This window comes from Luteibacter sp. SVR4-7G (assembly GCF_056755555.1).
The window spans coordinates 16,016-38,369 of sequence record NZ_JBPGXO010000009.1; the positions used below are offsets into that span (position 1 = coordinate 16,016).

Below are 22,354 nucleotides of genomic sequence, written 5' to 3' on the forward strand. Positions count from 1 at the left end.
CTTCGCCACTTAGCAGGGCGGTGCAAGACTCCTCGTGCGGGAAAGGGCAAAGTTTTCCGTCTGTCCGGCTAACCTGAAGGAACCACCCCATGCGCAATGCGATGACCGTCAAGACGAACGCCGGCGAATTCGCCGCCTACGTCGCCCGCCCCGACCGCGACAATGCACCGGTCGTGGTCGTCCTGCACGAAGTCTTCGGAGTGAACGACGATATCCGCCAGACCTGCGAGGCGCTTGCCGCCGAAGGCTTCATCGCCGTGGCGCCGGAGCTGTTCTGGCGGCAACAGCGGGGGGTCGATCTCAGCGTCACCTCCGAATCGGACTGGAAAGCCGGCCTTGCGTTGTACATGGCCTATGACCGCGACAGCGGCGTCGCCGACGTGGCGGCCACCGTCGCGGCGGCACGGACCATGGACGGCGCGAATGGCAAGGTCGCCGTCATGGGGTACTGCCTGGGTGGGCTGATGACGTTCCTCACGGCTGCACGTAGCAAGGTGGACGCCGCCGTCGCCTTCCACGGGGGCGATACCGAGCGCTACCTCGACGAGGCAGGCAACATAACCGCGCCGTTCCTGATGCACCTCGCCGGCGACGACGAGTACATCTCCAAGGACGCCCAGGCGGCCATCGCGGCGGCTTTCGCCGGCCGCCCCAACGTCACCATCCATACCTACCCCGGCTGCAATCACGCGTTCTCGCGGCATGGTGGCGCGCACTACGATGCGGCGGCGGCGGAACTGGCCAACACGCGCACGTGGACGTTCCTCAGGAAGCACCTCACCTGACGCGGTCCTGCAAGCGCCTCCCCTCAGAGGGTCCGGTGCACCGGACCCTGGCAAAGGCACTCGCCGTCTTCGTTCGCGTGGCCTAGCAAGGCGTCGAGCAGGCCGGCGGTCGGTGTCCACTCACCGATCGCCGGGTGGATCAGCATGGCCTTGCGCGCGCCGAGGCGGCTGCCATCGAGCACCGAAGCGATTGCGGCGCGCTCATACGCCTTCACCGAACGTACCAGGCCCGCCACGGCATCGGGCAACGGCGCGAGCCTGCGCGGCTCGATGCTGTCGAGCGAGATATCGCACAAGGTTTCCACCACGTCGGCATCCGGCAGGTCCGGCACCGCGCCACGGTTGCGTGTATTGACCACGATCGGCCCGGGCTTCGCCCCGGTGAGCGCGCTCATCACGTCGATGGCGATGCGGTGGTAGCCGGTGGCAACGCGGAACGGATCGACATCCAGGCTCACTCCCTGGTCGAAGGCCGAGCCGCCTTCCGCCTCGAGCTTCATGTACGAGCCGGAGCGCTGGTTGAGGTAGGCGGCGTAGATGTCCACCGCCTCGTCGCCCTGCCCGGCCGCCAGCCGCGCACTCAGCGTGGCGAACAATTGATCGTTGAGCGTCGCGATCTCCGCGCCGCGGCTGCCGCCCTGGCGGCGCTGGTTGGCCAGTGCGCGCTGGCGTTCGTAATAGAAGAACAGGTACTCGGTGGGGATGAGCCGTAGCGTGCGGATCATGTCCGTATCGAACAGCGGGGCGAGGTACAGGCTGCGCAGCAGCTCGTCGCTGTCGATCAGCGCATCGATCTTTTCCTCGCCGCGTACGCGAACACTGCGCACCCAGCCCAAGTGGTTGAGGCCGACGTAGTCGCACTCCACGGCTTCGAACGGCTCGCCCAGCGCGCGGGCGATGTTGTGGAAGAGTTCCGTGGGCGTGTCGCAGATGCCGACGATGCGCGCCTTGCTGTGATCGCTCACCGCCTGGGTGATCAGGCCCGCGGGGTTGGTGAAGTTCACCAGCCACGCGTCCGGTGCAAGCCGTTCGACCAGGCGGGCCTGTTCGATTGCGACGGGAATGGTGCGCAGGCCCATTGCCACCCCGGCAGGGCCGGTGGTTTCCTGCCCGGAGTAGCCGTGCTCGATCGCCACGCGCTCGTCGGCGGCACGGCCGGCGATGCCACCGATACGGATGCTGTTGAGGACGAAGTCCGCGCCCTCGATCGTATCCTCGATCGACGTGGCACCGCGCAGGCGCAATGGGCCACCGCCACGGCGGATGATCGCCTTGCCGAGCTCCACCATGACCCCCAGGCGCTCCGGGTCCGGATCGTAAAGCACCATTTCGGCGGCGCCGAGCGCTTCCGCGGCTTCATTCACGCCAAACACGACCAGCGGCGAGCGAACGCTGCCGCCTCCCACCAGGGCGATCTTACGATCGGTACGTCTGTTCACGAAGGGTCCTCAATTGGGGGGAATGGGGTAGTGCCGCGAGGGCCCCGGCGGCCGTGCTGCACAGGGCGCCGCAGATGCAGGCACGCTCGAGCGCGGAGCCAAAGGGTTCGCCGTCGAGCCAGGCATCGATCAGGCCCGCGTTGAAGGCATCGCCGGCTCCGGTGGTATCCACCACCTCGATCGACGGCGGTGCCACGCTGCTGAGCACGCCACCGGTCACCGCGATGGCACCCTGCGCGCCGCGCTTCAGCACTGCGCGGGGCAGCTGGTTATCCAGCGCCCATGCGATGTAGGCCTCGGGGCTCGTCTCGCCACAGAGCAATCCGGCCTCGGTGGCATTGGGCAGGAACAGATCGACCTCGCGGCAGGTAGCGACGTTCGCCGGGTCGCGCAGCCAGCCGGGCGCATGGCCCACATCGAGCGATGTGGTGCATCCGGCAGCACGGAGCAGTGGCAGCACGGTCGCAGCCAGTTCGCGCGCCAGCGGCATCGCGAAATGCACGTGGCGCGCCGCAGCGAGATCGGCGACGACGGCCGGGACCGCCAGCAGCTCCGCCAGCCCGCGGTTTGCACCGGGGTGGGTGAAGAACGTGCGGTCGTCGCGCATGGAGACGCTGACCGTGATGCCGGTGCCGTCGTGCGCCAGGCGAATGCCGTCCATGCCGACGCCGAACTCGCCCAGGCGGCGTTCGAACCAGTCGAAGTCGGCGTCGCCGATCAAGCCGATGAGGCGCACCCGGCGACCGAGCCGCGAGAGGCCGCAGGCCGTGTTGACGCTGCCGCCTCCCAGTTCGCGCAGGTAATCTTTCGCGATCACTTCCTCGCCGGGACGTGGCCAATGGGGAAAGCCGGTGAAGACGTGGTCGGCGAATATCTCCCCGACGACCGCGACCTCCCAGGGCTTCAGTGAGGGAACGGCCACGTGCGGGTTCTCCGTGCCTGCCAAAGGAAAAGGATGCTGCCCGCCGCGATGGCGACGATGGCGGTCAGCATGGTCGAAACGCCACTGGTGGCAACGAGGTAAAGCCAGCCGGCCACGCTGATCGCGATGGGCAGTGGATACAGGGGCATGCGGAACGCATCGGCGATGCGCGGACGGCGACGCAAGGCCACCACCGCGAAACACTGGGCGATGTACTGGAACAGGATCTGCACCACCATGAGCATGCTGATCAGCTTCTCCAACGAGAGGAAACAAGCCAGCGCGGAAGTGATGCCGACGAACAACAGCGACACCGTGGGAAACCCGTCGCGCGGATGCAGGCGGGCAAACGGCTTGAAGAACTGCCCATCCGCGGCGGCGGCATAAGGTACGCGGGAATACCCGAGCAGCACTACCAGCGCGGAACCCCAGCTGGCGACAAGGATCAGCACCACCGCGACCGTGCCGCCCCAGGCACCGTGCACGGCCTGCATCATATCGGCCACCACCGCCTTGGAATGCGCCGCTTCCTCCCACTGCAACACGCCGAGGATGCTGACGTTGAGGCCGAGGTAGAGCACGGCCACCACCGGGATCGAGACCAGCACGGCCATCGGGATGGTGCGCCGCGGTTGCCGCATCTCGCCGCCGAGCATGCACACGTTGTTATAGCCGCCGTAGTCATACACCGCGATCAACGACACCGCGCCGAGGCCAAGCCAGAACCCTTTACCCGACGACACCGGCGCATCCATGAACTGCCGTGCCGTCGCCGTGTCGAAATGGGTAATCCCGGTGAAGACGATCCAGACCGCGGCCGCCACGACGGCCACGGTCACCACCAGCGACAGCTTCTGGATGTCGCCGACCTTGCGGTAGAGGATCGCCGTATTCAGCAGGCACAGGACCGCCGCGATGAGTACGTGAGCGCCGTTGCCGAGCGAGGGCACCAGATAGCCCGCGTACTGCGCAAAGCCCACCGCTGCGGAACCGATCGACAGCGGCGCCGTGAGCAGGGTCTGCCACAGGTACAGGAAACCGAACAGCCGCCCTGCCCGCTCCCGGCCATAGGCCTCGCGCAAGTAGTGATAAGGGCCACCCGATTCCGGGATCGTCGAACCCAGCTCCGCCCACACGAGCCCGTCGCACAGGCAAAGCAAGGCCCCGGCGATCCAGCCCAGGAACACGGCCGGACCGGCCAGCGCGGAAAGCGCAAGCGGGATGGTGACGAACGGCCCGATGCCGATCATGTTCAGCACGTTGGCCGAAAGGCCGCCCCAGAACCCGATCGCCCGGGGCGGCGCGTCCGCCACCGCCCGCCTGTCGCCTCCGCGCCATCCCGTCATGCATACGCTCCCGCTCAGAACGAGTACTTCACGGTAACCAGCGCCGTGCGGCCCGCATCGACGATATCCGAATTGGCCAGGCTGTAACGGCCGATGTGCGACCAGTACTGGTATTGCCTGGTCAGGTTGCTGACCTGCAGGTCGAACTGGAGGCCGTTCTCCATGGCATAACCGACATGCAGGTCGACGCGGCGGATCGGCCGCAGCCACAGGTCGTCCCACGGCGCTCCCTGGTTGAGGAAATCGTACGTGGAGATGAACGAGCCGGTGTAGTGATAGCTCAGGTTCACCGAGAAGCCGTGCTTTTCGTAGAACAGCTCCGCATTGGCCATCGTACGCGGCGCCTGCTGCAGGCGCTCGTTCGCGAAACCCTCGCGGCCCAGGTCCACCCGCGAGTTCTGCTTGGTGGCATTGACGCTGAAACCGAGGCCGTTCCAGGCCCCCGGCAGGTTCTCAAACTTCTGCCGCACGGTGGCTTCGATGCCGTACACGCGGCCGTCGCCGCCGTTCGTCGGCGTCTTCGTCAGCACCGTGCCCACGCCCGAGGTGTTCGGGTTGGCCTGCCCACCGCCGCTGTCGTAGATGTAGTCGCGCAGCTTCTTGTAATAGCTGGTGAGCGAAAAGAAGCCGCCGCTCTCGGTGGTCCATTCCGCACCCAGGTCCACATTGGTGGCCTTGATCGGATCCAGGTCCGGGTTGCCGCGGGTGATCGTGGTCACGCCGTTGGAGACGCTGATCTGCTCGCCGCCACCGAGCTGGACGAATGCCGGCCGTGTATAGCTCTGCCAGATCGCTCCGCGGAACACCACGTTGCCGCCCGGACGGTAATTGATGAACAGGCTGCCGAGCGGTTCGTTGTAGATGGTGCGGTTGTTCGAGAAGTAGCCCGGCAGCTCGTTGCCGTCGGAATCCTGCGGCGTGGTCCAGAAGGTATTGTGGATGGACGTATGCTCGAAGCGTACCCCGGGGATGATCTCCAGCGGGCCCTGCTCGATCGTCGCCATGGCATAGGCCGCGGAAACCGCTTCGGTACCGCGCATGGTGTCGCAGTTGAAGTTGTTGTAGTCGAGCTGGCTGCAGGTATCCAGGTCCGAAGGCTGTACATGCGCATCGATCAGGGCGGCGACGGCGGCCCGGCTCACGTCCGGGGTCCTCCACGCGTATTTGCCCGGGAAGATCTGGTTGTAATAGCCCTTGAAGATGCCGAGATCGTCCAGCGTGGTGGTGCCGTCGTTGATGCCGCCCGTGCTCCAGTCGCGATTGGTGAACTCGCGCGAGCTGTCGCTGTACTTCACGCCGAACTTCACCGACTGCACCGGACCGTCGTCGAAGTCGTAACGCAGATCGAGCTTGGCGCCGCCACGCTTCTGGCCGGAGCGGATACGCGTGACCTCACCGTAATCGTTGGCCCACATGTTCTGTATGTTGTTGACCGAGTTCAGCAGCGCCGGGGTCAGTACCGGATAGGGGAAGTGGCTGCCGCCGTAGGAGAGCAACGAACTCTGGTTGTAGGCGAAGTTATCCTGCGAGTACTTGTCCTCGCGGCCGTCGATCTCGACATGTTCGGGACGGTCATTGCGGCCGATGCTCCAGAACACGTTCGGCGAAATCGTCCAGCCCCCTGCGGTCTTGTCCGCGCCGAACTGGATGGTGGCGAGGTCGGCCCGCTCGGGATTGGTTTCGAACCAGAAACGGTTGGCGATGCGGCCGATGTTCGGCGAGTAGACGCCCGGGGTCGCCGTGGGCACGTAGGTGACGTCCTGCGGCAGCAGCTGGTTGTACGTGGTGTTCTGTTCGGTCAGCGCATAGGCGTAAGACAGCTTCGCATAGGCGCGGAAGGTGGGATCGATGTTCCAGTCGAAGGACATGTTGCCGCCGTAGCGGCGCTCGAATCCCGAGGCGATACCGACATTGGTGCCGAGGCTGGTGAGGTTGTGCTGCGGATCGTAGCCAGGGGCGTTGTCGCCTGTCGCGGTGGCATGCAGGAAGGCCCAGGAACCGTCGTTGCTTGCGCTTTCCGCCGCGCCGACCTCGCTGTTGGCGATGTTGCGGTAGTCGTAGTAGGCGCTGACATAGAAGCCGAACTGCTTCTCTGCACCGAACTTGCCCTGCAATTCGCCGGCGAGGCCACCGCCCAGGCCGCTGCCACCATAGTCGCGGGCACGGCTCTCGCTGCGGCCACTGGCCGTCACACTGCCGCTGAAATCCTTCTTGAAATCGAATGCGCTGGGCGTGCGGAAATCGATGGTGCCGCCGATGGCGTCGCCATCCATGTCGGCCGTCGAGGTCTTGTTGAGCACGATGGTCTGCAGGCCCGACGGCGGCAGCAGGCTGAGCTGCACGCTGCGGCTGTACGGCATGCCCTGGGCGACGTTGCTGCCGTTCACCAGGTTCACGTTGTACTCCGACGGCAGGCCACGCACCGAGGCGAACATGCCCTCACCGCGCGCCGCACCGTCCACGCCACCGAAGTATCCGGTGCCGGTAGTGGTCACGTTCACGCCGGACATCAGGCCCAGCGCTTCGGCCACGTTATGCACGGCGGTGTGCTGCAGGTCGTTGGCCGAGAGCACGTCCACGGTATTGACCGAGTCCATGCGGATGCTCGTCGCTTCGTAGCGATTGGCCACGACGCTGAGCGCCTTCATCTGCACCACCTTGTCCTTGTCGCTCTTGTCTTTCCCGGTCTTGTCCCCGGCCGCCGCCGGCGGATCCGCGCTCGGCGCCGCCTGTTGCGCGAACGCCGGCGCGCCAAGGAAACCAAAGGCCGTACATATGGCCAGGACAAGCGCCTTCTTCGTCAGATCATGGTTGTTACGCACAATGCACCCCACCCCGAAAGTGTCGCTGGAGACAGCACGAGACCCTCCGCCGCGTGCTGCGGATATGCTGACCAGCGACCTTCGACATGCACGGACGTCCCGACGACGGTGAGGGCCGCTATCAGGCGAACGTCATGTCACGGCCGCGCGCGAACGCGGCCCATCAGGAAGGGATGCCGATCAGGACAACGGATCAGCGGTTATGGCGGGGCGGCGAATAGCCGGCGAGGGACTTGCCTCGCGAACGCAGGGCGCTGAGCTTGGCGCGGGAAAGGATCCGCTGGCCGTCGGCCTGCACGAACGGGAAAGACGGCTCCGCCATGGCGCAACCCGGGTGTGCGGGATTGTGACTGCGGTGTCGCATGGTGACCCTCGCGGAAGACACCGCGTGCGATGGCGACGCGGTGCTTCCTCAACATATAGCGCACCGTAAAAAGCGCGTCAATAAGCGGGTTTTGGCGGGAGTTCCTGCTGCGAAGCAGCAATCCGCACGCGTCACCAGCGCATGCGGAAGCCCAGGTTTCCATTCAGCGCGTGGCTGTCGCCGAAGTGCGACAGGCCCGTGCTCGCCTGCACCTCGCCGTACACCGAATATCTCCCGCCGGCCCAATCGAGACTGGTGCCGAGGCCGAAGCCGCCCCAGGTGCTCTCGTTGCGCGTGGTGAAGTCGGTTCCTGCCACGTCCACGCGTGCAGCGTCCTTGGTGGTCTTGTAGACGTTCGCGATGGCGTAGATGTGCGAGGCCATGGGACCGGCAGCTCCCTGCCAGGTGCGGTCGTAGTCGATGGCGAGACCGCCGCGCGCGGTGAGCGCCTTGCCCTCTTGCAGTGACACGCGGGCGCCGAACGCATCGTTGAAACTGTCGAAGCGCGCGCTGCCGTAGCTCAACTGCGCCTGCGGAATCGCCCACAGGTGGTCGCCCAGGCCGAAGCGCTGGCCCACTTCCACGCCCAGCGCATAGCCATGGCCCTTGTTGCCGTCTTTCAACGACTGGCCGAGCGTGGTGGAGCGCAGGTCGGTGTCGAACTGCGTGGCGCGCAGCTGGCCGTCCACGTACAAGCCCTGGTCGCCGTACCAGGTGAGGGATGCGCCCACGCCGTAGTCGTCGGTCTTGATCCGGCCCTGGCCGTACACCGAGTGGACGTCCGAATGGTTGCGTCCGTATTGCAGCGTGACGCCACCGACGAGCTTGCCCGCTTCGCCCTCGCCCAGCACCGTATCGATGCCGGCCTCCGCGGACCAGGTCGAGACCTCGTAATGCGTCCCGCTGGTGGATGTCTCCGGCTTGAGCGTCTGGTCGCTTCCTTGCACGCGTATCCACAAGCCTTCGCCGGGCGTCATCTGTCCCGCCGCCTGGCTGTTCGACCACTGGCGCTGGCCTGTGCGCTCGGCCAGCGTGTCGATCTTGTTGAGCTGCTGGAGCACACCCGCGTACGCCTCGTACAGCGGCACGCCAGGCTGGTACAGCGGCTGCACCGGTTCGGACGGCCCGGATGGATTGGACGGATTGGTGGGACCGTCACCACCGGCCGGCGTGGTGAGCGCCGAACGGAGGTACCAGTCGCCATCGGCCGTACTGGCTCCGTCCTTGTACAGCCGATACGCATAGGCACCGGCCACCACGGCCTGCTGGCCCTGGAACACGTAATCCCCTTGCAGCGAGAACCTGCCGTTGGACTGCCCCTGCACGTCGATCACCTTGATACCGTTCGCAGTCGGTGCACCTGTACCGCCCACGTTGCTCACCTGCAACACGGTATCGCCCGAAGTGTTACCGGCCACCACCAGCTGGTCGGTTACCGAATCGTCCGCACCCAGCACGGTGTTGAATGCCAAAGTGCCACCTTGCCCCACGTAGTCGCCGGCGACCGTCAACGTCGTGCCGGGAACGCTGCCGAAATTCACGCGGCCCGCATTGGCGAGCGAAGCGACGTGCTGGGAATGGCCGCCCAGATCGAGCGTGCCGCCGCCCTGGACGGCAAACGCGGACGAGGCGCTGAACGCGTCCGCGACGCTGGCGGCGAGCGTGCCGCCAGCCACGGTGGTCGCGCCGCCGTAGGACGACTGGCCGCCGAGCGTGAGCGTGCCTTCGCCCGCCTTGGTCAGGCTGCCGGCACCGCCAACGGGCCCGGCCAGCTGCAGTTCCGTGCCGCCATCCGTCTCGATGGTCGCATCGCCCCCGAGGCCAACACTGCGCTGGGTGAGGAAACTCCCCGTCGTGTGCAAGGTGGCGTTATCGATGGAAAGCGCGCCGCTCGCGTGACCCAGGTTTCCGTCATTGGCCACCTGCAAGGTACCGGAACGCACTTCGGTGCCACCCGAGTAGAGGTTGGCTCCCTGCAGCACCAGCGTGCCGAGATCGTCCTTCACGAGCAGGCTGCTGCCGTCGATGACGGCGTCGATCGTCGCTGTCATGCCGCTGCCCGCAGCCGTGCCGTCGCCTACGCGAATGGACGAAGCACCACCGGTCAGGGTCAGGTTTCCACCTGTGATGCGATAACCGTCGGACTGGAACTGCAGGCCCGACGCGGTGACGCCTCCGCGGCTGTCGTCCACCGTGACCGTTCCTCCGCTGCCGCCGAACACGGCGAACGAGCCGTTGCTGTACGGCGCATTGATCGCACCGCTGGCTTCGGTCCAATAGTCGTTGTCAGCAAGACGCCATGTGCCGTTGCCGCCGGCGATCGCCCCGTCGTTGGGGCTGCCCGGGCCGTCCCAGAAAGACAGCGACAGGCCAGCGGTATTGACGAGGTTCACCTGCCGGGCAATCGAGGTCTGCACGAAAGCATCGGCCGGGGGGTCACCGAGGCTCAGGCCGTTGTCGACAAGCGCGCCGTCGTAGCTGAAGAGGCGATACACGCCCGGACCGAAACTGCCGCCCGGGGTGGCGGAGACATTCAGCGAACCGTCCAGCGTAAGGTTGCCGTGGACCACGGTGAGGTCGTTGAGCGAACCGCCGGCCGTGCCCGCCTGGCCGAGCTGGTAGGCCAGCACGCTGTTCGCGCCAAGGGTGAGGTTGCCGCCGATGGTAAGCGTGCCTGCCGTGCCGGCGGCCGCGCCGGGGCTCAGCGTGCCGCCGTCACCCACCGTCACGTCGCCACCGATGGTTCCCGCGCCGCCAAGCGTGGCACCGCTGGCGACCGTCGTGGGCCCGGTGGCGCCCGACTGATCGCCGTTCACCAGCAAGGTGCCCGACTGCACGACGGTGGTACCTGCGTAGGTGTTGGCAGCGGTGAGCACCGTGGTGCCGCTGCCCTTTTGCAGCAGGCTGCCGCTGCCCGACACCACACCGTCGAAGGTGTAGGAATCGGAGCGGTCGAAGGCAAGCGTGCCCTCGTTCGCCACGTCGCCCGAGATCGAACCGCCGGCACCGCCCTCGCCCAGCTGCAACACGCCGCCGGCAATGGCCGTACCGCCGGTATAGGTGTTCTCGCCAGCCAGCACGAGCGTGCCGAGGTCGGACTTGGTCACGCCGCCGGTTCCGGTCAGCACCGAGGCGATGGTAGCCGTCATGCCCGTACCGTCCGAGGTGCCGTCGCCCACGCGGATGACGGCCGGCACGGCATTCAACGCGATGGCATCGCCCTCGACGCGATAGCCGTCTGCCGCGAACTGCATACCCGAACTGGTGACGGCGCCAGGGACGCCGTCCACGGTAACAGTGCCTCCCGTGCCGGCGAAGATGGCGAAGTCGCCGTCGTTGTAGGCAGCGTTGACGCTGCCGTCGCCGGACGTCCAGTTGTCGTTGCCGGAGGAGTTCTGCCAGATCCCGTCGCCACCGAGCACCTGGCCGTCGCCGCGGCCCCCGTTGCCGTCCCAGAAGTTAACGGAGAGGCCGGCGGTGTTCACCAGGTTGACCTGGTGCGCGATGGCCGTCTGCAGGAAGTAGTTCGGCGTGGGAACCGTACCGATGGTCAACCCGTTGTCGGTCAATCCACCGGCGTAACCGATGACGCGGTAGATGCCGGGATCGAACGACCCGCCCGAAGAGACCGACACGTTGAGCTGGCCAGCCAGTGTCAGGTCGCCGCCCACCTGCACCAGATCGTTGAGCGGACCGCCCACCACCCCGGCCTGTCCCAGGTTGACGTCCAGATTGGAACCACCCCCGAACGCAAGGCTACCGTTAATGCCGAGCGTGCCCGGCACACTGCCGGCGTCGCCAGGGGCGAGCGTACCAGCGACTGCGACATCGCCGCCGAGCACGCCCTTGCCACCCAGCGTGGCCCCGTTGTCGACTGAAGCGGTACCTGTGGCGGCGGACTGGTCCCCGTTGACGATGAGGCTGCCCGTCCGCACGGCGGTCGGCCCGCCGTAGGTATTGTTGCCGCTGAGCACGACGGTGCCAGTGCCCTGCTGCTCCACCGCGCCCGTGCCGGAGACCTGCCCGGCGAAGGTGTAGGTATCCGCACGGTTGAAAATCAGCGCTCCGTTATCGACGATGTTGCCGCTGACCGAACCAGCCGTGCCGCCGTCGCCAAGCTTGAGGTTGCCGTCAGCGATCGTGGTGCCGCCGGTGAACGCATTGTCGGCCGACAGGACCAGCGCACCGCCGCCCGATTTCGTGAGCGCGCCGGCGCCGCCGAGCGCGCCGGCGAGCGTGAGATCACCCACCGTTGCGAAGGTACCGCCGGCAGCCCCGAGCGTGACGCTGCGGGACGAGCCGAACGTGGCCGTATTCAGCAGCGTGCCGCCATCGAGCGTGAGGCCGCCGGTCGCGGTGCCGAGATTGCCGTCGCTGGAAACGGAGACCGTGCCCCCGTCGATCGCCGTACCGCTGGCATAGGTATTGGCGCCGCCGAGGGTCAACGTGCCGGTGCCGGTCTTGGTAAGGCCGCCCGCGCCACCGATCGCGCCGTTGAGCGCGAGGTCGTCACGCGTGTCGAAGGTGGCGCCTCCCTGGTTGATCGTCACGCCGCGCCCGGTGGCGAATGCACCGGTGTTGCGCAACGTGCCGCCATTGAAGGTGAGCCCGCCCGCCGCGTCGCCGAGATTGCCGTCGCCTGCCACCTGCAGGGTACCCGCGTTGACGGTGGTGCCACCGGTATAAGAGTTGCTGCCGCCCAGTACGAGCGTGCCCAGGTCGTCTTTCACCACACCGTTGACGCCGGCGAGCGGCGCGTCGATGGTGGCGGTCATGCCTGCTCCCGCCGCGGTACCGTCGCCGACGCGGATGATGTTGGTCGTCGAACCGGCCAGGGTCAGGGATGCGCCCGTGATGGTGTACCCATCCACCGCGAACTGCATGCCGGAGCTGGTCGGGGTGCCCGCCGTATGGTCGACGGTGACCGTGCCAGGCGTGCCGGTGAAGATGGCGAACTGCCCGTCCGCATACGGCGCGTTGAACTGGCCGGTCTGTTCCGTCCAGTTGGCGTTGCCTCCCGAGCCCTGCCACAGGCCGTCGCCCCCGTCGACCGTGCCGTTTCCGTGGCCTGCCGTGCCGTCCCAGAAATTCAGCGCCAGGCCGCTGCTGTTGAGCAGGTTCACCTGGTGCGCCATCGAGGTCTGCACCTGGTAGGCCCCCGCTGGTGTACTGCCCAGTGCCAGCCCTCCGTCCGTCAGCGCACCGTCGTAACTGATGATGCGGTAGAGACCAGGGCCGAAGCTGCCACCCGGCGTGGAGCTCACGTTGAGCGTGCCGTCGAGGGAAAGATCGCCGTGCACCACGGTCAGGTCATTGAGGGTACCGCCCACCACGTTGGCCTGGCCGAACTGGTAGTTCATCGCCGCGCCGGCACCCAGCGCCAGGCTGCCGTTGATCGCGAGCGTTCCCGCGCCGCCTGCGTCACCCGGATTCAGCGTGCCCCCGTCGGCTATCGTCACGCTGCCGCCGATCGTGCCCATGCCGCCCAGCGTGCCGCCGCTCTGCACGGTGGTGGCGCCGGTCGCTGCAGACTGGTCGCCGTTGATCAGCAGGGTGCCCGCTTCAACCGTAGTGGCGCCCTTGTACGCATTGGCCGCGGTAAGAATGGTGGTGCCGCCACCCCGCTGCGTCACCGCACCGGCGCCGGAGATGAGGCCACCGAAGGTGTAGGCATCGGAACGGTTGAAGGCGAGCGTGCCGTCGTCCGTCACGTCGCCGAGGATGCTGCCGTTGGCCCCGCCGTTGCCCAGTTGCAACGTGCCCGCGCCGATACGGGTGCCACCGGTATAGGTGTTGGCGGCGGTGAGGGTCGTGGTGCCGGTGCCTTGCTGCACTACGTTACCGGCGCCTGAAATGGTCCCGCCGAGGGTGAACGCGTCGGAGCGGTCGAAGGCCAGCGTGCCCGCTGCGTTGATGATGTTGGCGCTCGCGATGGAGCCACCGGCGCCACCGTTCCCGAGTTGCAGGATGCCGCCGTTGATGACGGTATTGCCGGTATACGTGTTGCTGCCGGTGAGCGCCCATGTGCCCGTGCCGTTCTTGGCCAGGGTGGTGATGCCGCCTGCGCCGTCGATGATGGTTCCGCCCATCACGTTGAGGCCGGTGTTCGTACCGCCCAGCGCGAGCGTGCGGTTACCGATGCCGCTGTACGCGGCGGAGCCGGTGTTGCTGAAAACTATCGCGCCCGTGCCCGACGACTCGATGAAGCTCACGCCGGCGGAAAGCGTGAAGAGGCGGTTGGTGGTGTCGCCGCTGCCGGTGTAACGCAGCGTGGAGCCACTGCCGATCACGAGGTTGCCCGCTGCGCCGGAAGACGCGCCGATGCTGCTGGCCTGGTTGGCGTCGGCTAGCTTGTCCACGCCCAGCACGCCACCGGCGATGGTCGTGGCGCCGGTGTACGTGCTGTTCGGGTTCTTCAGGATCCAGGTGCCTGCGCCGGTCTTGCTCAGCGAGGTCTTTCCAGTGCCGTTGTCGGTGATCTGGAGCGCAATGCTGTTGTCGGCCGTGTTCGCGCCCGTGAGCGTCACCGTCTGTGCCGACCCGGGGTTGCTGAAGGCGACCGCACCGGTATTCGTGAAATTCAAGGCGCCGGTGCCTGACGCATCCAGTGCGCTGGCGGCTGACGCCCCGAGGGTGAACAGGCGATCGGTGCTGTTGCCCGTACCGAGGTATTGCAGCGTCCCGCCGTTGAGCACGAGGTTGCCTGCCCCGCTGCCTGACGCGCCGATCGAACTGGCGAGGTTGCCGTTGGCAAGCGAGTTCACTGCCAGCGTGCCGCCATTGACGACGGTCGAACCGGTATAGCTGCTGGCCGTTCCCGAGAATGTCTGCGTCCCGCCCCCGTTCTTGACCAGACCACCGGTTCCGCTGATGGCGCCGCCGAAGGTCATGCCTAGCCCGTTGCCGTCGAGTCCGCTGCTGAGTGTCAGCGTCGCGCTGCCAAGCTGCACATCGCCGCTTCCGCTGAGGGCGGCCACGGTATTGCTGAGGTTGGCGAGGCTCAGCGTGGCTCCCGCGTTGACGGTCATCGGGCCGGTGCCGAACGCATTGGTCGACCCGGCCTCCAGTACGCCGGCAAGAACGCCCGTGCCGTTGCCGTAAGTGTTGCTGCCTGACAGCACGAGTTTGCCGGCGCCGCTCTTGACGAACGACCCGGCTCCCGTGACCGCGCCGCCAAAGGTCAACGTCGTGCCCGAATTCTGCACGCCTATCACGCCATTGACCGCGCCAGGCATCGAGAATCCGCGATCGATGCTGACACTGGGGCCCGTGTAGTTCAGCGTACCGTTGATGAAGACGAGGTTGGTGGATGCACTGCCCGAAGCGCCGATGTCGCTCGCGGCACCACCGTTGGCCAGGCAGCCCACGTTGAGGGTCGTACCGCTGCCGATCGTGGTCGCGCCGGTATAACTGTTGCCGCACCCGCTGAACGTCTGCGACGCCGTACCCGGCTGGATGCTGACGCCGCCTGTCCCGCTGATGATGCCGGAGAAGCTGCCGCTGCCATTGGTCGACAGCGTGCCGCTTCCAAGGAGCACGTTTCCGCCACCGTTGAGGCCGCTCATCACCGTGCTGAAGCCGTTGAGGTTCAGCGTCCCGCCGGTGTTCACGGTCATCGGACCCGTACCGAAGGCGCTCGCCGATCCGGCCTGGAGGGTGCCGCTGCTCACGGTCGTCCCGCCGCTATAATTGCTGGCCCCGGACAAGATCAAGGTTCCGGCGCCATTCTTGGTCAGCGAGCCCGCGCCAGTGGCCACGCCACTCACGGTCAACGTCGCGGTGTTCTGCGCCACGTCGATCGCACCACCACCCGTACCCAGCGTGAAGCCGCGATTGGTGCTCGAAGAGATTCCGGTGTACTCGAGTTCGCCGCCGTTCTGCATCACCAGGTTGGAAGAGGCGCTGGGCGCCGCGCCGATGCCGCTGTTGATCCCACCGTTGGCCAGGGTGCCGACGGCGAGCGTGCCCTGCGCGATCGTGGTGATACCCGTATAGGTGTTAGCGGGATTGGACAGGGTCAGGGTACCCAAGCCCGTCTTCGTCAATCCGGCATTGTCCGGACTCGCGACGACGCCCGAGAACCCAAGGTTCGTGCCTGCAAGGGTGACGTCGACGGTATCCGCGGTAACGGCGCCGTTCGTGGTGAGGGTGAAGCCGCGGTCGCTCGATGCGGAAGTGCCGGTATAGCCCAGTGTGGCGCCCTGCAGCACCAGGTTGGAAGACGCGCTGCCCGATGCGCCGATGGCACTGGCCACACCGCCATTCGCGACGCTGTTGATGGACAGCCTGCCTCCGCTCACCGTGGTCGCGCCGGTATAGCTGTTGGCGCCGGACAGGGTTACCTGCCCCGCGCCGGACTTGGTGAAGCTTGTGGTACCACCCGCGGCATCGACGATGGTCGAGGCGACGGTGAAATTGCCGGAGCCGTTCTGCAGGATACCGAGCGTGCCGCCTGCCGCCGCTCCCGTCAGTTGCCCGCCGGTGATCGTATCGGCGTTGCTTCCCACGGACTCGGAAACGATGATCGTTCCGTCGACGCCCAGCGTATTCCCCGTGCCGATGGTGACGGTCGACGGCGCCGCGGCCGTGTACTTCAGGCCGCCCAACTGGACACTGCCCGCTACGGTGCCGGTATACGGAGAGTTCGCGGTGCCGGCGGTGTCACTGACGACGTCGCCGTTGAGCCATGTGGCTGCGTTGTCCTTCGTCGCATAGCTCGTGCGGGCCACGATATTGCCGACGCCGTCCACCTGTGCGTAGTCGGTCACGGTCCCGCTGGTTACCGTGGCCCAGCCACCAAGCGAAGTGCCCACCGTCGTCGTGATGTTGCCGGTGGTCGGCAGGACGAAATTGATGAGCCCCGCGGTCCAGTCGATCGGACCGAGTTGGATGGCGACATTGCCCGCCCCCTTGATCGTGTTGCTGCCGCCAGTGATGTGGCTGGCCGCGAACGTCTGGCTCTGTCCAGCGGAACCGGTCACCGCCAGCGTGCCGCCTGCCATGTTGAGCACGGACACGGCGGAGAGGATGTTGCCCGCAGGGGCTCCGCCCGCGGTGAAATCCAGCGCGAGGGTTCCGCCGCCGATACGCGTGACTCCGCCATAGGTATTGGTGCCCGTCAGCGTCTGCGTGCCCGCGCCGAGCTTGGTCAATCCGCCGCTGCCGGTGATGCTGCCGCCGAAGGTGGTATTGCCGGATGCAGGATTGACGGTCAGCGTGCCGCTACCGAGGGCGATGGCGCCGCCGCTGCCGGCCAGGCTCGTGGCCGTCAGGTTGAAGTTGTTGAGGTCGAGCGTTCCGCCGCTCACAGCGACCGCCGTCGTCGTGCCGAAGGCCGACGCGCTACCGGCGCGCAACGTGCCCCCGGTCACCGTCAATCCGCCGGTCCGGGTGTTCGTGCCCGTGAGCTGCCACGTACCTGCACCATTCGACGCGATGGTGCCCGCGCCGGATATCGTGCCGGACCACGTGTTGCTGCCGGCGAAGCTGCCACCGAGGTTCAGCGTGTCGTTAGCGACACCACCGGCGCCGAAGCTCGTCGCACCGCTGAGCGTCAGTGGACCCGTCCCGTCGTTGTTGAGCGACGCGTTACCGTCCACGGCCCAGCTTCGGTTGCTGGAGGATCCAGCCCCACCGTAACTGAGCACGCCGCCGTTGCCCAGGCTCACGACGTTGCCGGCACCCAGCGAGCTGGCCGCGCCGCTATTGGCTAGCGTGTTCGCCTTGACCGTGACCGCACTGAGGCCGGTTGAACCGGTGAAGGTGTTGGCGTCCCCAAGCGTGATGGTACGGGCGCTGCCGCCACCCGAAAAGCCGACCACGCCGGTCGTGCCGCTGATCGGCCCCAGCAACGCAAGATCGGCGGTGGTGGCGCCGAAACTCACGCCGACGCCGGCGGAACCATTCGTGACGATACTTCCGCGCAGCGTGAGTGTCCCACTGCCGTTGTTCTGGAAGCCCAGATTGCCGCCGGTCGTGGGCATGAGCCAGTCGCGGTTGGAATCGCTACCGGTACCGGTATACGACACGGAGCCAGACGAACCGTTGATGCGCTCGACGTTAATGATACCGACCGTCGGGTCACTCGCTGCACCGAGGGCGCTCGCTTGTCCGAGGTTTCCAACAGAGCTGAAGGTCAATGCGTCGCCGCTACTGATCCTGAGGATGGTCTTGCCGGTATAGTCGTTCCCGTCATTGGTCAAGGACGTGCGGAGGGCTGTGAGTCCGCCGGCACCCGAGTAGTGGGTCGCTCCCGCTCCCGCGCCGGTGACGGTGACCGTGTCGGTAGGCTGACTGCCGGCACCGAGCAGGACGGTGCGTCCCGCCGCCAGCGCACTGTTGAGCGTCAGCTGCGACCCCGCGGTGGCGAGGACGCGATTCGCGGCCGCTCCGAGCGAGGCGTCATTACCTACCGAGAGGATCGCACCGCTCCCGACGTTGACGTCGCCGGTAAATGAACTGGCGCCATTGAGTGCCAGCGTGCCTGCGGAGACGTTGACGCCCCCGCTGAACGTATTCGCACCCGAGAGGGTCAGGGTGCCGGCGCCAGCCTTGGTGAGCCCTGCGGAGCCGGCAATGACGGATGCGATTGAGGCGGTACCCGTCGTTCCGGTGACCGAAATAGTCGGACTTGCACCGGCAAGCGTCAGCGTACCGCCGGTCAGCGAATAACCGCTCGTGTCGAAGGTGAGCGCATTTGCCGTGACCGTACCCAGCGATACCGCCCCTGCCGTACCCGCGAACACTGCGGAATCGATGGCCGCGTTGTTCCAGGCGAAGAAGGGGCCTGCCACGCCGTCGCTCGACGCATTCCAGTACGTGGAGGTGGTGTTCCAGGTACCGGTGCCGCCGCTGCCGACCGAACCGCCGTTGACGTCCCAATAGCGAGTGACAGCACCGGCATGCGGTGCGTAAAGGGCCGTCATCGCTGCCAGCACGCCGGCGCCGAGCGCTGCGGCCCGGCGCGAGGGGAACCCGGGTTTCCTATCGTCTACGGCCGAAACCGCGCCGCGGCCGCGGCCATGGCGTGCCGCCAGTTCAGAAGCGACCACCCAGGCGTTGAGTCCCCTGGACCAGACGATGCGGAATACACGATTCATAACTTTCCCCTGTCAGACGCACGGCCGCCCCGCATGCATCCAGTGCGTGCAGGGCGTATAGAAGGCGATTAAGGGAGGAAGCGAAGGCCCGCGTGGCGGGCTCGATGGATGCATTGCTGATTTGCATCTTGAGTTGTTCCCCCCTGATCAAGCGCATGCCATTCGGCAAACACCCGGCCACGCGACTCGTGCCATGACACGAGTCGTGCAGCAATAGGACGTCGAGACGCCCCCCGTTTCAAACATCATACAAATAAATGATCGGCGTGGTACACCCCGGTCCTTCACAAACCTTGGCGGACGTCTCACTATCGGACGACGGTGTCGCCCTTGATCACTTTGACTACTTTCACGTCCGCGTGCACGTTATTTCCTTTAACGACACGATGGACTCATTGAACACGAGCGAGGGATTGATTACGCCCTTTCTTCTCCAGCGTCACACCCGACTCATTCGAATTGCGAAAGGTCGATCGCATCCCCCATCGCCTTGTATCCGGCGGCACCCGGATGCAAGCCATCCTCCGATCCGAATGTCGAACGCATGTTCGCTGGCTTGGCCGGATCTCGGGCGACCTGGTCGAAATCGATCATGCCGTCCGCCTCGCGCGAGGTCCGGATCCATTGGTTGACTGCCTGTCGGGTCCGCTCATGGTCGGGCGAATAGTGGGTCATGGATGCGCCGAATGGCATGATGGTCCCGATGATCACCTTGACTCCGCGCGCATGGGCGCGGGCGATGATCTGCCGATAACCACCGATCAGGTCCTCCGGCGTCACTTCGGGATTGTTGCCGAACACTGTGCGCCCCGACATTCCGATGTCGTTCGTCCCTTCGAGGACAATGAGATGCGATAAGCCGTCGATACGCAGAACGTCCCGGTCCAGGCGCGAGAGTGCGGAAGGCCCCCAACCGGACCCGAGTATGCGATTGCCGCCTATGCCGGCATTGACGACGGCATAGCGGCCGCCGCCCTGCCGCGCTTCGAGCCGGCGAGCCAGCTCTTCCGGCCAGCTGCGGATTTCCTCGAGCGTGTAACGATTGCCGTCGGTAATGGAGTCACCAAGCGTAGCGATCACCCGTGGCGACCCGGTCGATAGCACTTCGACGCCCGTGACCGCGGGTCGCCCGTGCATCGGTTTTCCCCCGACCAGTTCGTTCTTCAGCGTCTGGTCGCCGGCCACAACCACGACCGTACCGCCGCCCAAAGGATCGAGTTTGAACGACCCGGCGGCGTAGGTACTGACGATGAGTTCGGTGCCCGGTGCAACAGGAAGCGCGACGGGATCACTGACGACCGGAGCGCCCGCGGGGACCGTGACGCTGCGACGGCCGCCGAAGGTCAGGGCTTTCAGCGTACCGGGCTTGGAAACATATCCGTCTGCGGCGAGCCCGACGCTCGCGCCCGAGAGAACCAGCGGCTCCGTCCCCTCCTCGTTCGAAACGCGGATGCGAATTTGCGGTCCCCGTGCCGACACGGCAATGCGAACGCGCTGGGTACCGCTGGCGGTTTGCGGCCGCATCTGCTCGACCATGGCCGGCGGCATCTTGAACTTCTCTACCAGCAACTTTACGAACCCGGGCGACAGCGGATCGTAGTGGGCCGGACTTGACTGGAAAGCCTCGCGCCACACCGGAGTCTCGGTACTTGCCACCGATACCTGGGACACGACGCCCAGGGCAGATGTCACCGCGAGGGCGAATCCGATCAGCCTGACTTTCGAACGAAGCTTTGTCGCCATCTTGCTCTCCCCCAACTCTGATGTAACGACGCTCAACCGCCGTACTGCTTCGGGATCGGCAGATCGGGCCGTTCGCCCTGCCAGTAGATCGTCACCACCCACCAGCGCTTGCCGTCGAACAATAGCTGAAAGCTGTTGATGCCGCGCTGGAACGGCTTGCCGTCCTTCTCGTGGCGCGATTCGTACGTGCTGAACACCTGGGCGATGCTGCCGTAACGCTCCTCCGTCCGGTGAGCCTCACGTTCGAAGAAGCCGTCTTTCTTCAGCAAGGGCTCGCCAAGCCGGATGTAATCGTCGACGCTCATCACATGGGCCGTGGTGACGCCGTTCTTGTCCGTGTGCGCGGAAATCAGGCGTGCGCCCGGCACGAACAACGAGCGCATGCGATTCCAGTCGCGGTCCTGCCCTTTGGGACCCGAGATCACGTCGTAGACCGCTTCGATGATGGCATTCATGGAAGACACGTCCGCGGGACGCGCGGCAGGAATTTCGGGTGCGCCCGCTGCGGTCTGGGCCGATGCGGGGCCGCTTTGCGCAGCGGCCGGCTGCACTGCCGTTCCAGCGAGAACCAGGGTGCAAAACAACATCACTTTGCGAAGCGATACAAGTTCCACGGCGTCCCCTCCCCTGTCGGTGCGCTCAAAGACCGCACCATAGGGAGGCCGGGGCGCGACGGCAAGTGCGGTTGGTCATTAAGGCAGTTCGTATCCACAACGCCGACAAGGCTACCCAGACGGCAAACGCAGCCCTGTAGGAGCGCGCCTCGCGCGCGACAGCCTTTCGCGACCACCTCCACGTACGCACTGAGCGTTTTCGCAACCCTACAGCAAGAGTCACTAGACTCCCGCCTTCGCGGGAGCGACGGGTGTTTGCGGGAGCGAGGAGTAGGAAAGGCGCCAGAGACTTAGTCAAAGCGTTGTATGTATGGGCTTCGCGGGCGATTCGCGCAGCGCGTGCGTGCATGCGCGTGTCATTTGAGTTCCGTCGTACAGACAAGCCCAAACCGACTTGCTATGTTCGGGCCGTTGCCTGCGCTCCTGATCCGATCTCGTCGCAGGCAACCATCGCATCGAAGCGGTGAGAGCGCGGCCCAAGGGTGCTCGAACACCCAGGGGCCGCTGACCTGACCAACTCCGTAAAGTTGATGAGGCTGCAGCCATGGTAAATCACTCGCTCGCCCGCCGGTTCCCCACCGGCGGCACCTTCACCGGTTACCGGGCCTTCTACCGCCCTCGTAGATCCGGTTGACGAACCGGCGGCCCCGCCGGTCCTAAGACGTTTCTCATCTTTCGCCCTGCCGTGCGACCCGGCGCGTCCGCGCACGCGCGGCGAAACAGGACCGTCGTAACCGCCGATCCACTTCGACAATCGAAACCGTCCGGCGCCCGATCACGGGCTGCCGGTGATCCCGCGAGTCCGCAGCTCATCGCCTCGAGGCGATGTTTTGTCCGTGGCACGTCGCTTTGTGCGGCGTGCCACACCTGCGGGCGGCGGCACAGCAAGGAGCACAGCATGAATGCGACTAGCAATATGAATGAGCGTACCGAAGCCTCGGTGCATGAGTTGATGAATGAGGCGACGGAGTGGTTGCAGTATGCGCAGCGGTTGACCGAGTTCGTGGCGGAGACGATCGGGGAGGTCGATGAGTTGAAGGGCAAGGAGGTGGCTGATGTCCTGACGGTGATCGATGCGTTGATGAGGCGTGGGCTGGATTACGCCGTGCGGGCGCAGACGGAGTTGGTGAGGGAGCAGCTGCGGGCCGTTACCGGGGTGCTTGCGGGTGATTAGCGCGAAGGGGCGCTGGGGCCTTTCTTCTGGATTGCCCGGTGAGACC

At 66.0% G+C, this 22,354-nt stretch carries 10 protein-coding genes; 2 read left to right on the top strand and 8 right to left on the bottom strand.

Annotated features, from left to right (window positions below):
- Positions 1-89: 89 nt before the first annotated feature.
- Positions 90-785: a dienelactone hydrolase family protein gene (locus ACR9ZH_RS05180; RefSeq protein ID WP_481289693.1), complete on the top strand. Its 696-nt coding sequence runs from the start codon at positions 90-92 to the stop codon at positions 783-785.
- A 23-nt stretch (positions 786-808) separates the two neighbouring features.
- Here ACR9ZH_RS05180 and ACR9ZH_RS05185 read toward each other — a convergent pair whose 3' ends face one another.
- From ACR9ZH_RS05185 to ACR9ZH_RS05220, 8 genes are all read right to left on the bottom strand, one after another.
- On the bottom strand, positions 809-2,224 hold the full coding sequence (locus ACR9ZH_RS05185; protein WP_481289694.1) for a family 4 glycosyl hydrolase: 1,416 nt from the start codon (positions 2,222-2,224) through the stop codon (positions 809-811).
- Positions 2,202-3,146 carry a carbohydrate kinase family protein gene (locus ACR9ZH_RS05190; protein WP_481289695.1) on the bottom strand — a complete coding sequence of 315 codons (945 nt, stop codon included), beginning with the start codon at positions 3,144-3,146 and terminating at the stop codon, positions 2,202-2,204. The genes ACR9ZH_RS05185 and ACR9ZH_RS05190 overlap by 23 nt, the downstream gene beginning before the upstream one ends.
- Positions 3,128-4,492 carry an APC family permease gene (locus ACR9ZH_RS05195; RefSeq protein ID WP_481289696.1) on the bottom strand — a complete coding sequence of 455 codons (1,365 nt, stop codon included), beginning with the start codon at positions 4,490-4,492 and terminating at the stop codon, positions 3,128-3,130. The genes ACR9ZH_RS05190 and ACR9ZH_RS05195 overlap by 19 nt, the downstream gene beginning before the upstream one ends.
- 14 nt (positions 4,493-4,506) lie before the next feature.
- The gene (locus ACR9ZH_RS05200) at positions 4,507-7,314 is read right to left on the bottom strand and encodes a TonB-dependent receptor (protein WP_481289697.1); all 2,808 of its coding nucleotides are present in this window, start codon (positions 7,312-7,314) and stop codon (positions 4,507-4,509) included.
- Between the two features lie 193 nt (positions 7,315-7,507).
- Positions 7,508-7,678 carry a hypothetical protein gene (locus ACR9ZH_RS05205; protein ID WP_481289698.1) on the bottom strand — a complete coding sequence of 57 codons (171 nt, stop codon included), beginning with the start codon at positions 7,676-7,678 and terminating at the stop codon, positions 7,508-7,510.
- A 131-nt stretch (positions 7,679-7,809) separates the two neighbouring features.
- Positions 7,810-18,777 carry an autotransporter-associated beta strand repeat-containing protein gene (locus ACR9ZH_RS05210; RefSeq protein ID WP_481289699.1) on the bottom strand — a complete coding sequence of 3,656 codons (10,968 nt, stop codon included), beginning with the start codon at positions 18,775-18,777 and terminating at the stop codon, positions 7,810-7,812.
- Positions 18,778-19,227: 450 nt separating this feature from the next.
- Positions 19,228-20,520 (bottom strand): SGNH/GDSL hydrolase family protein, encoded by a 1,293-nt coding sequence (locus ACR9ZH_RS05215; RefSeq protein ID WP_481289700.1) that lies wholly within the window; start codon positions 20,518-20,520, stop codon positions 19,228-19,230.
- A gap of 32 nt (positions 20,521-20,552) precedes the next feature.
- Entirely contained in the window at positions 20,553-20,975 is a 423-nt protein-coding gene (locus tag ACR9ZH_RS05220; protein WP_481289701.1) for a hypothetical protein, read from the bottom strand.
- Positions 20,976-22,032: 1,057 nt separating this feature from the next.
- On the opposite strand from ACR9ZH_RS05220, the gene ACR9ZH_RS05225 reads away from it, so the two are divergent.
- Positions 22,033-22,308 carry a hypothetical protein gene (locus tag ACR9ZH_RS05225; protein WP_481289702.1) on the top strand — a complete coding sequence of 92 codons (276 nt, stop codon included), beginning with the start codon at positions 22,033-22,035 and terminating at the stop codon, positions 22,306-22,308.
- Positions 22,309-22,354 lie beyond the last annotated feature (46 nt).

What these genes read in the sequence shown, in the direction of transcription:
- ACR9ZH_RS05180 (WP_481289693.1), top strand. Translation starts at nt 90, where the DNA reads ATGCGCAATGCGATGACCGTCAAGACGAACGCCGGCGAATTCGCCGCC.
- ACR9ZH_RS05195 (WP_481289696.1), bottom strand. Translation starts at nt 4,492, where the DNA reads ATGACGGGATGGCGCGGAGGCGACAGGCGGGCGGTGGCGGACGCGCCG.
- ACR9ZH_RS05205 (WP_481289698.1), bottom strand. Translation starts at nt 7,678, where the DNA reads ATGCGACACCGCAGTCACAATCCCGCACACCCGGGTTGCGCCATGGCG.
- ACR9ZH_RS05210 (WP_481289699.1), bottom strand. Translation starts at nt 18,777, where the DNA reads ATGAATCGTGTATTCCGCATCGTCTGGTCCAGGGGACTCAACGCCTGG.
- ACR9ZH_RS05215 (WP_481289700.1), bottom strand. Translation starts at nt 20,520, where the DNA reads ATGGCGACAAAGCTTCGTTCGAAAGTCAGGCTGATCGGATTCGCCCTC.
- ACR9ZH_RS05220 (WP_481289701.1), bottom strand. Translation starts at nt 20,975, where the DNA reads ATGAATGCCATCATCGAAGCGGTCTACGACGTGATCTCGGGTCCCAAA.
- ACR9ZH_RS05225 (WP_481289702.1), top strand. Translation starts at nt 22,033, where the DNA reads ATGAATGCGACTAGCAATATGAATGAGCGTACCGAAGCCTCGGTGCAT.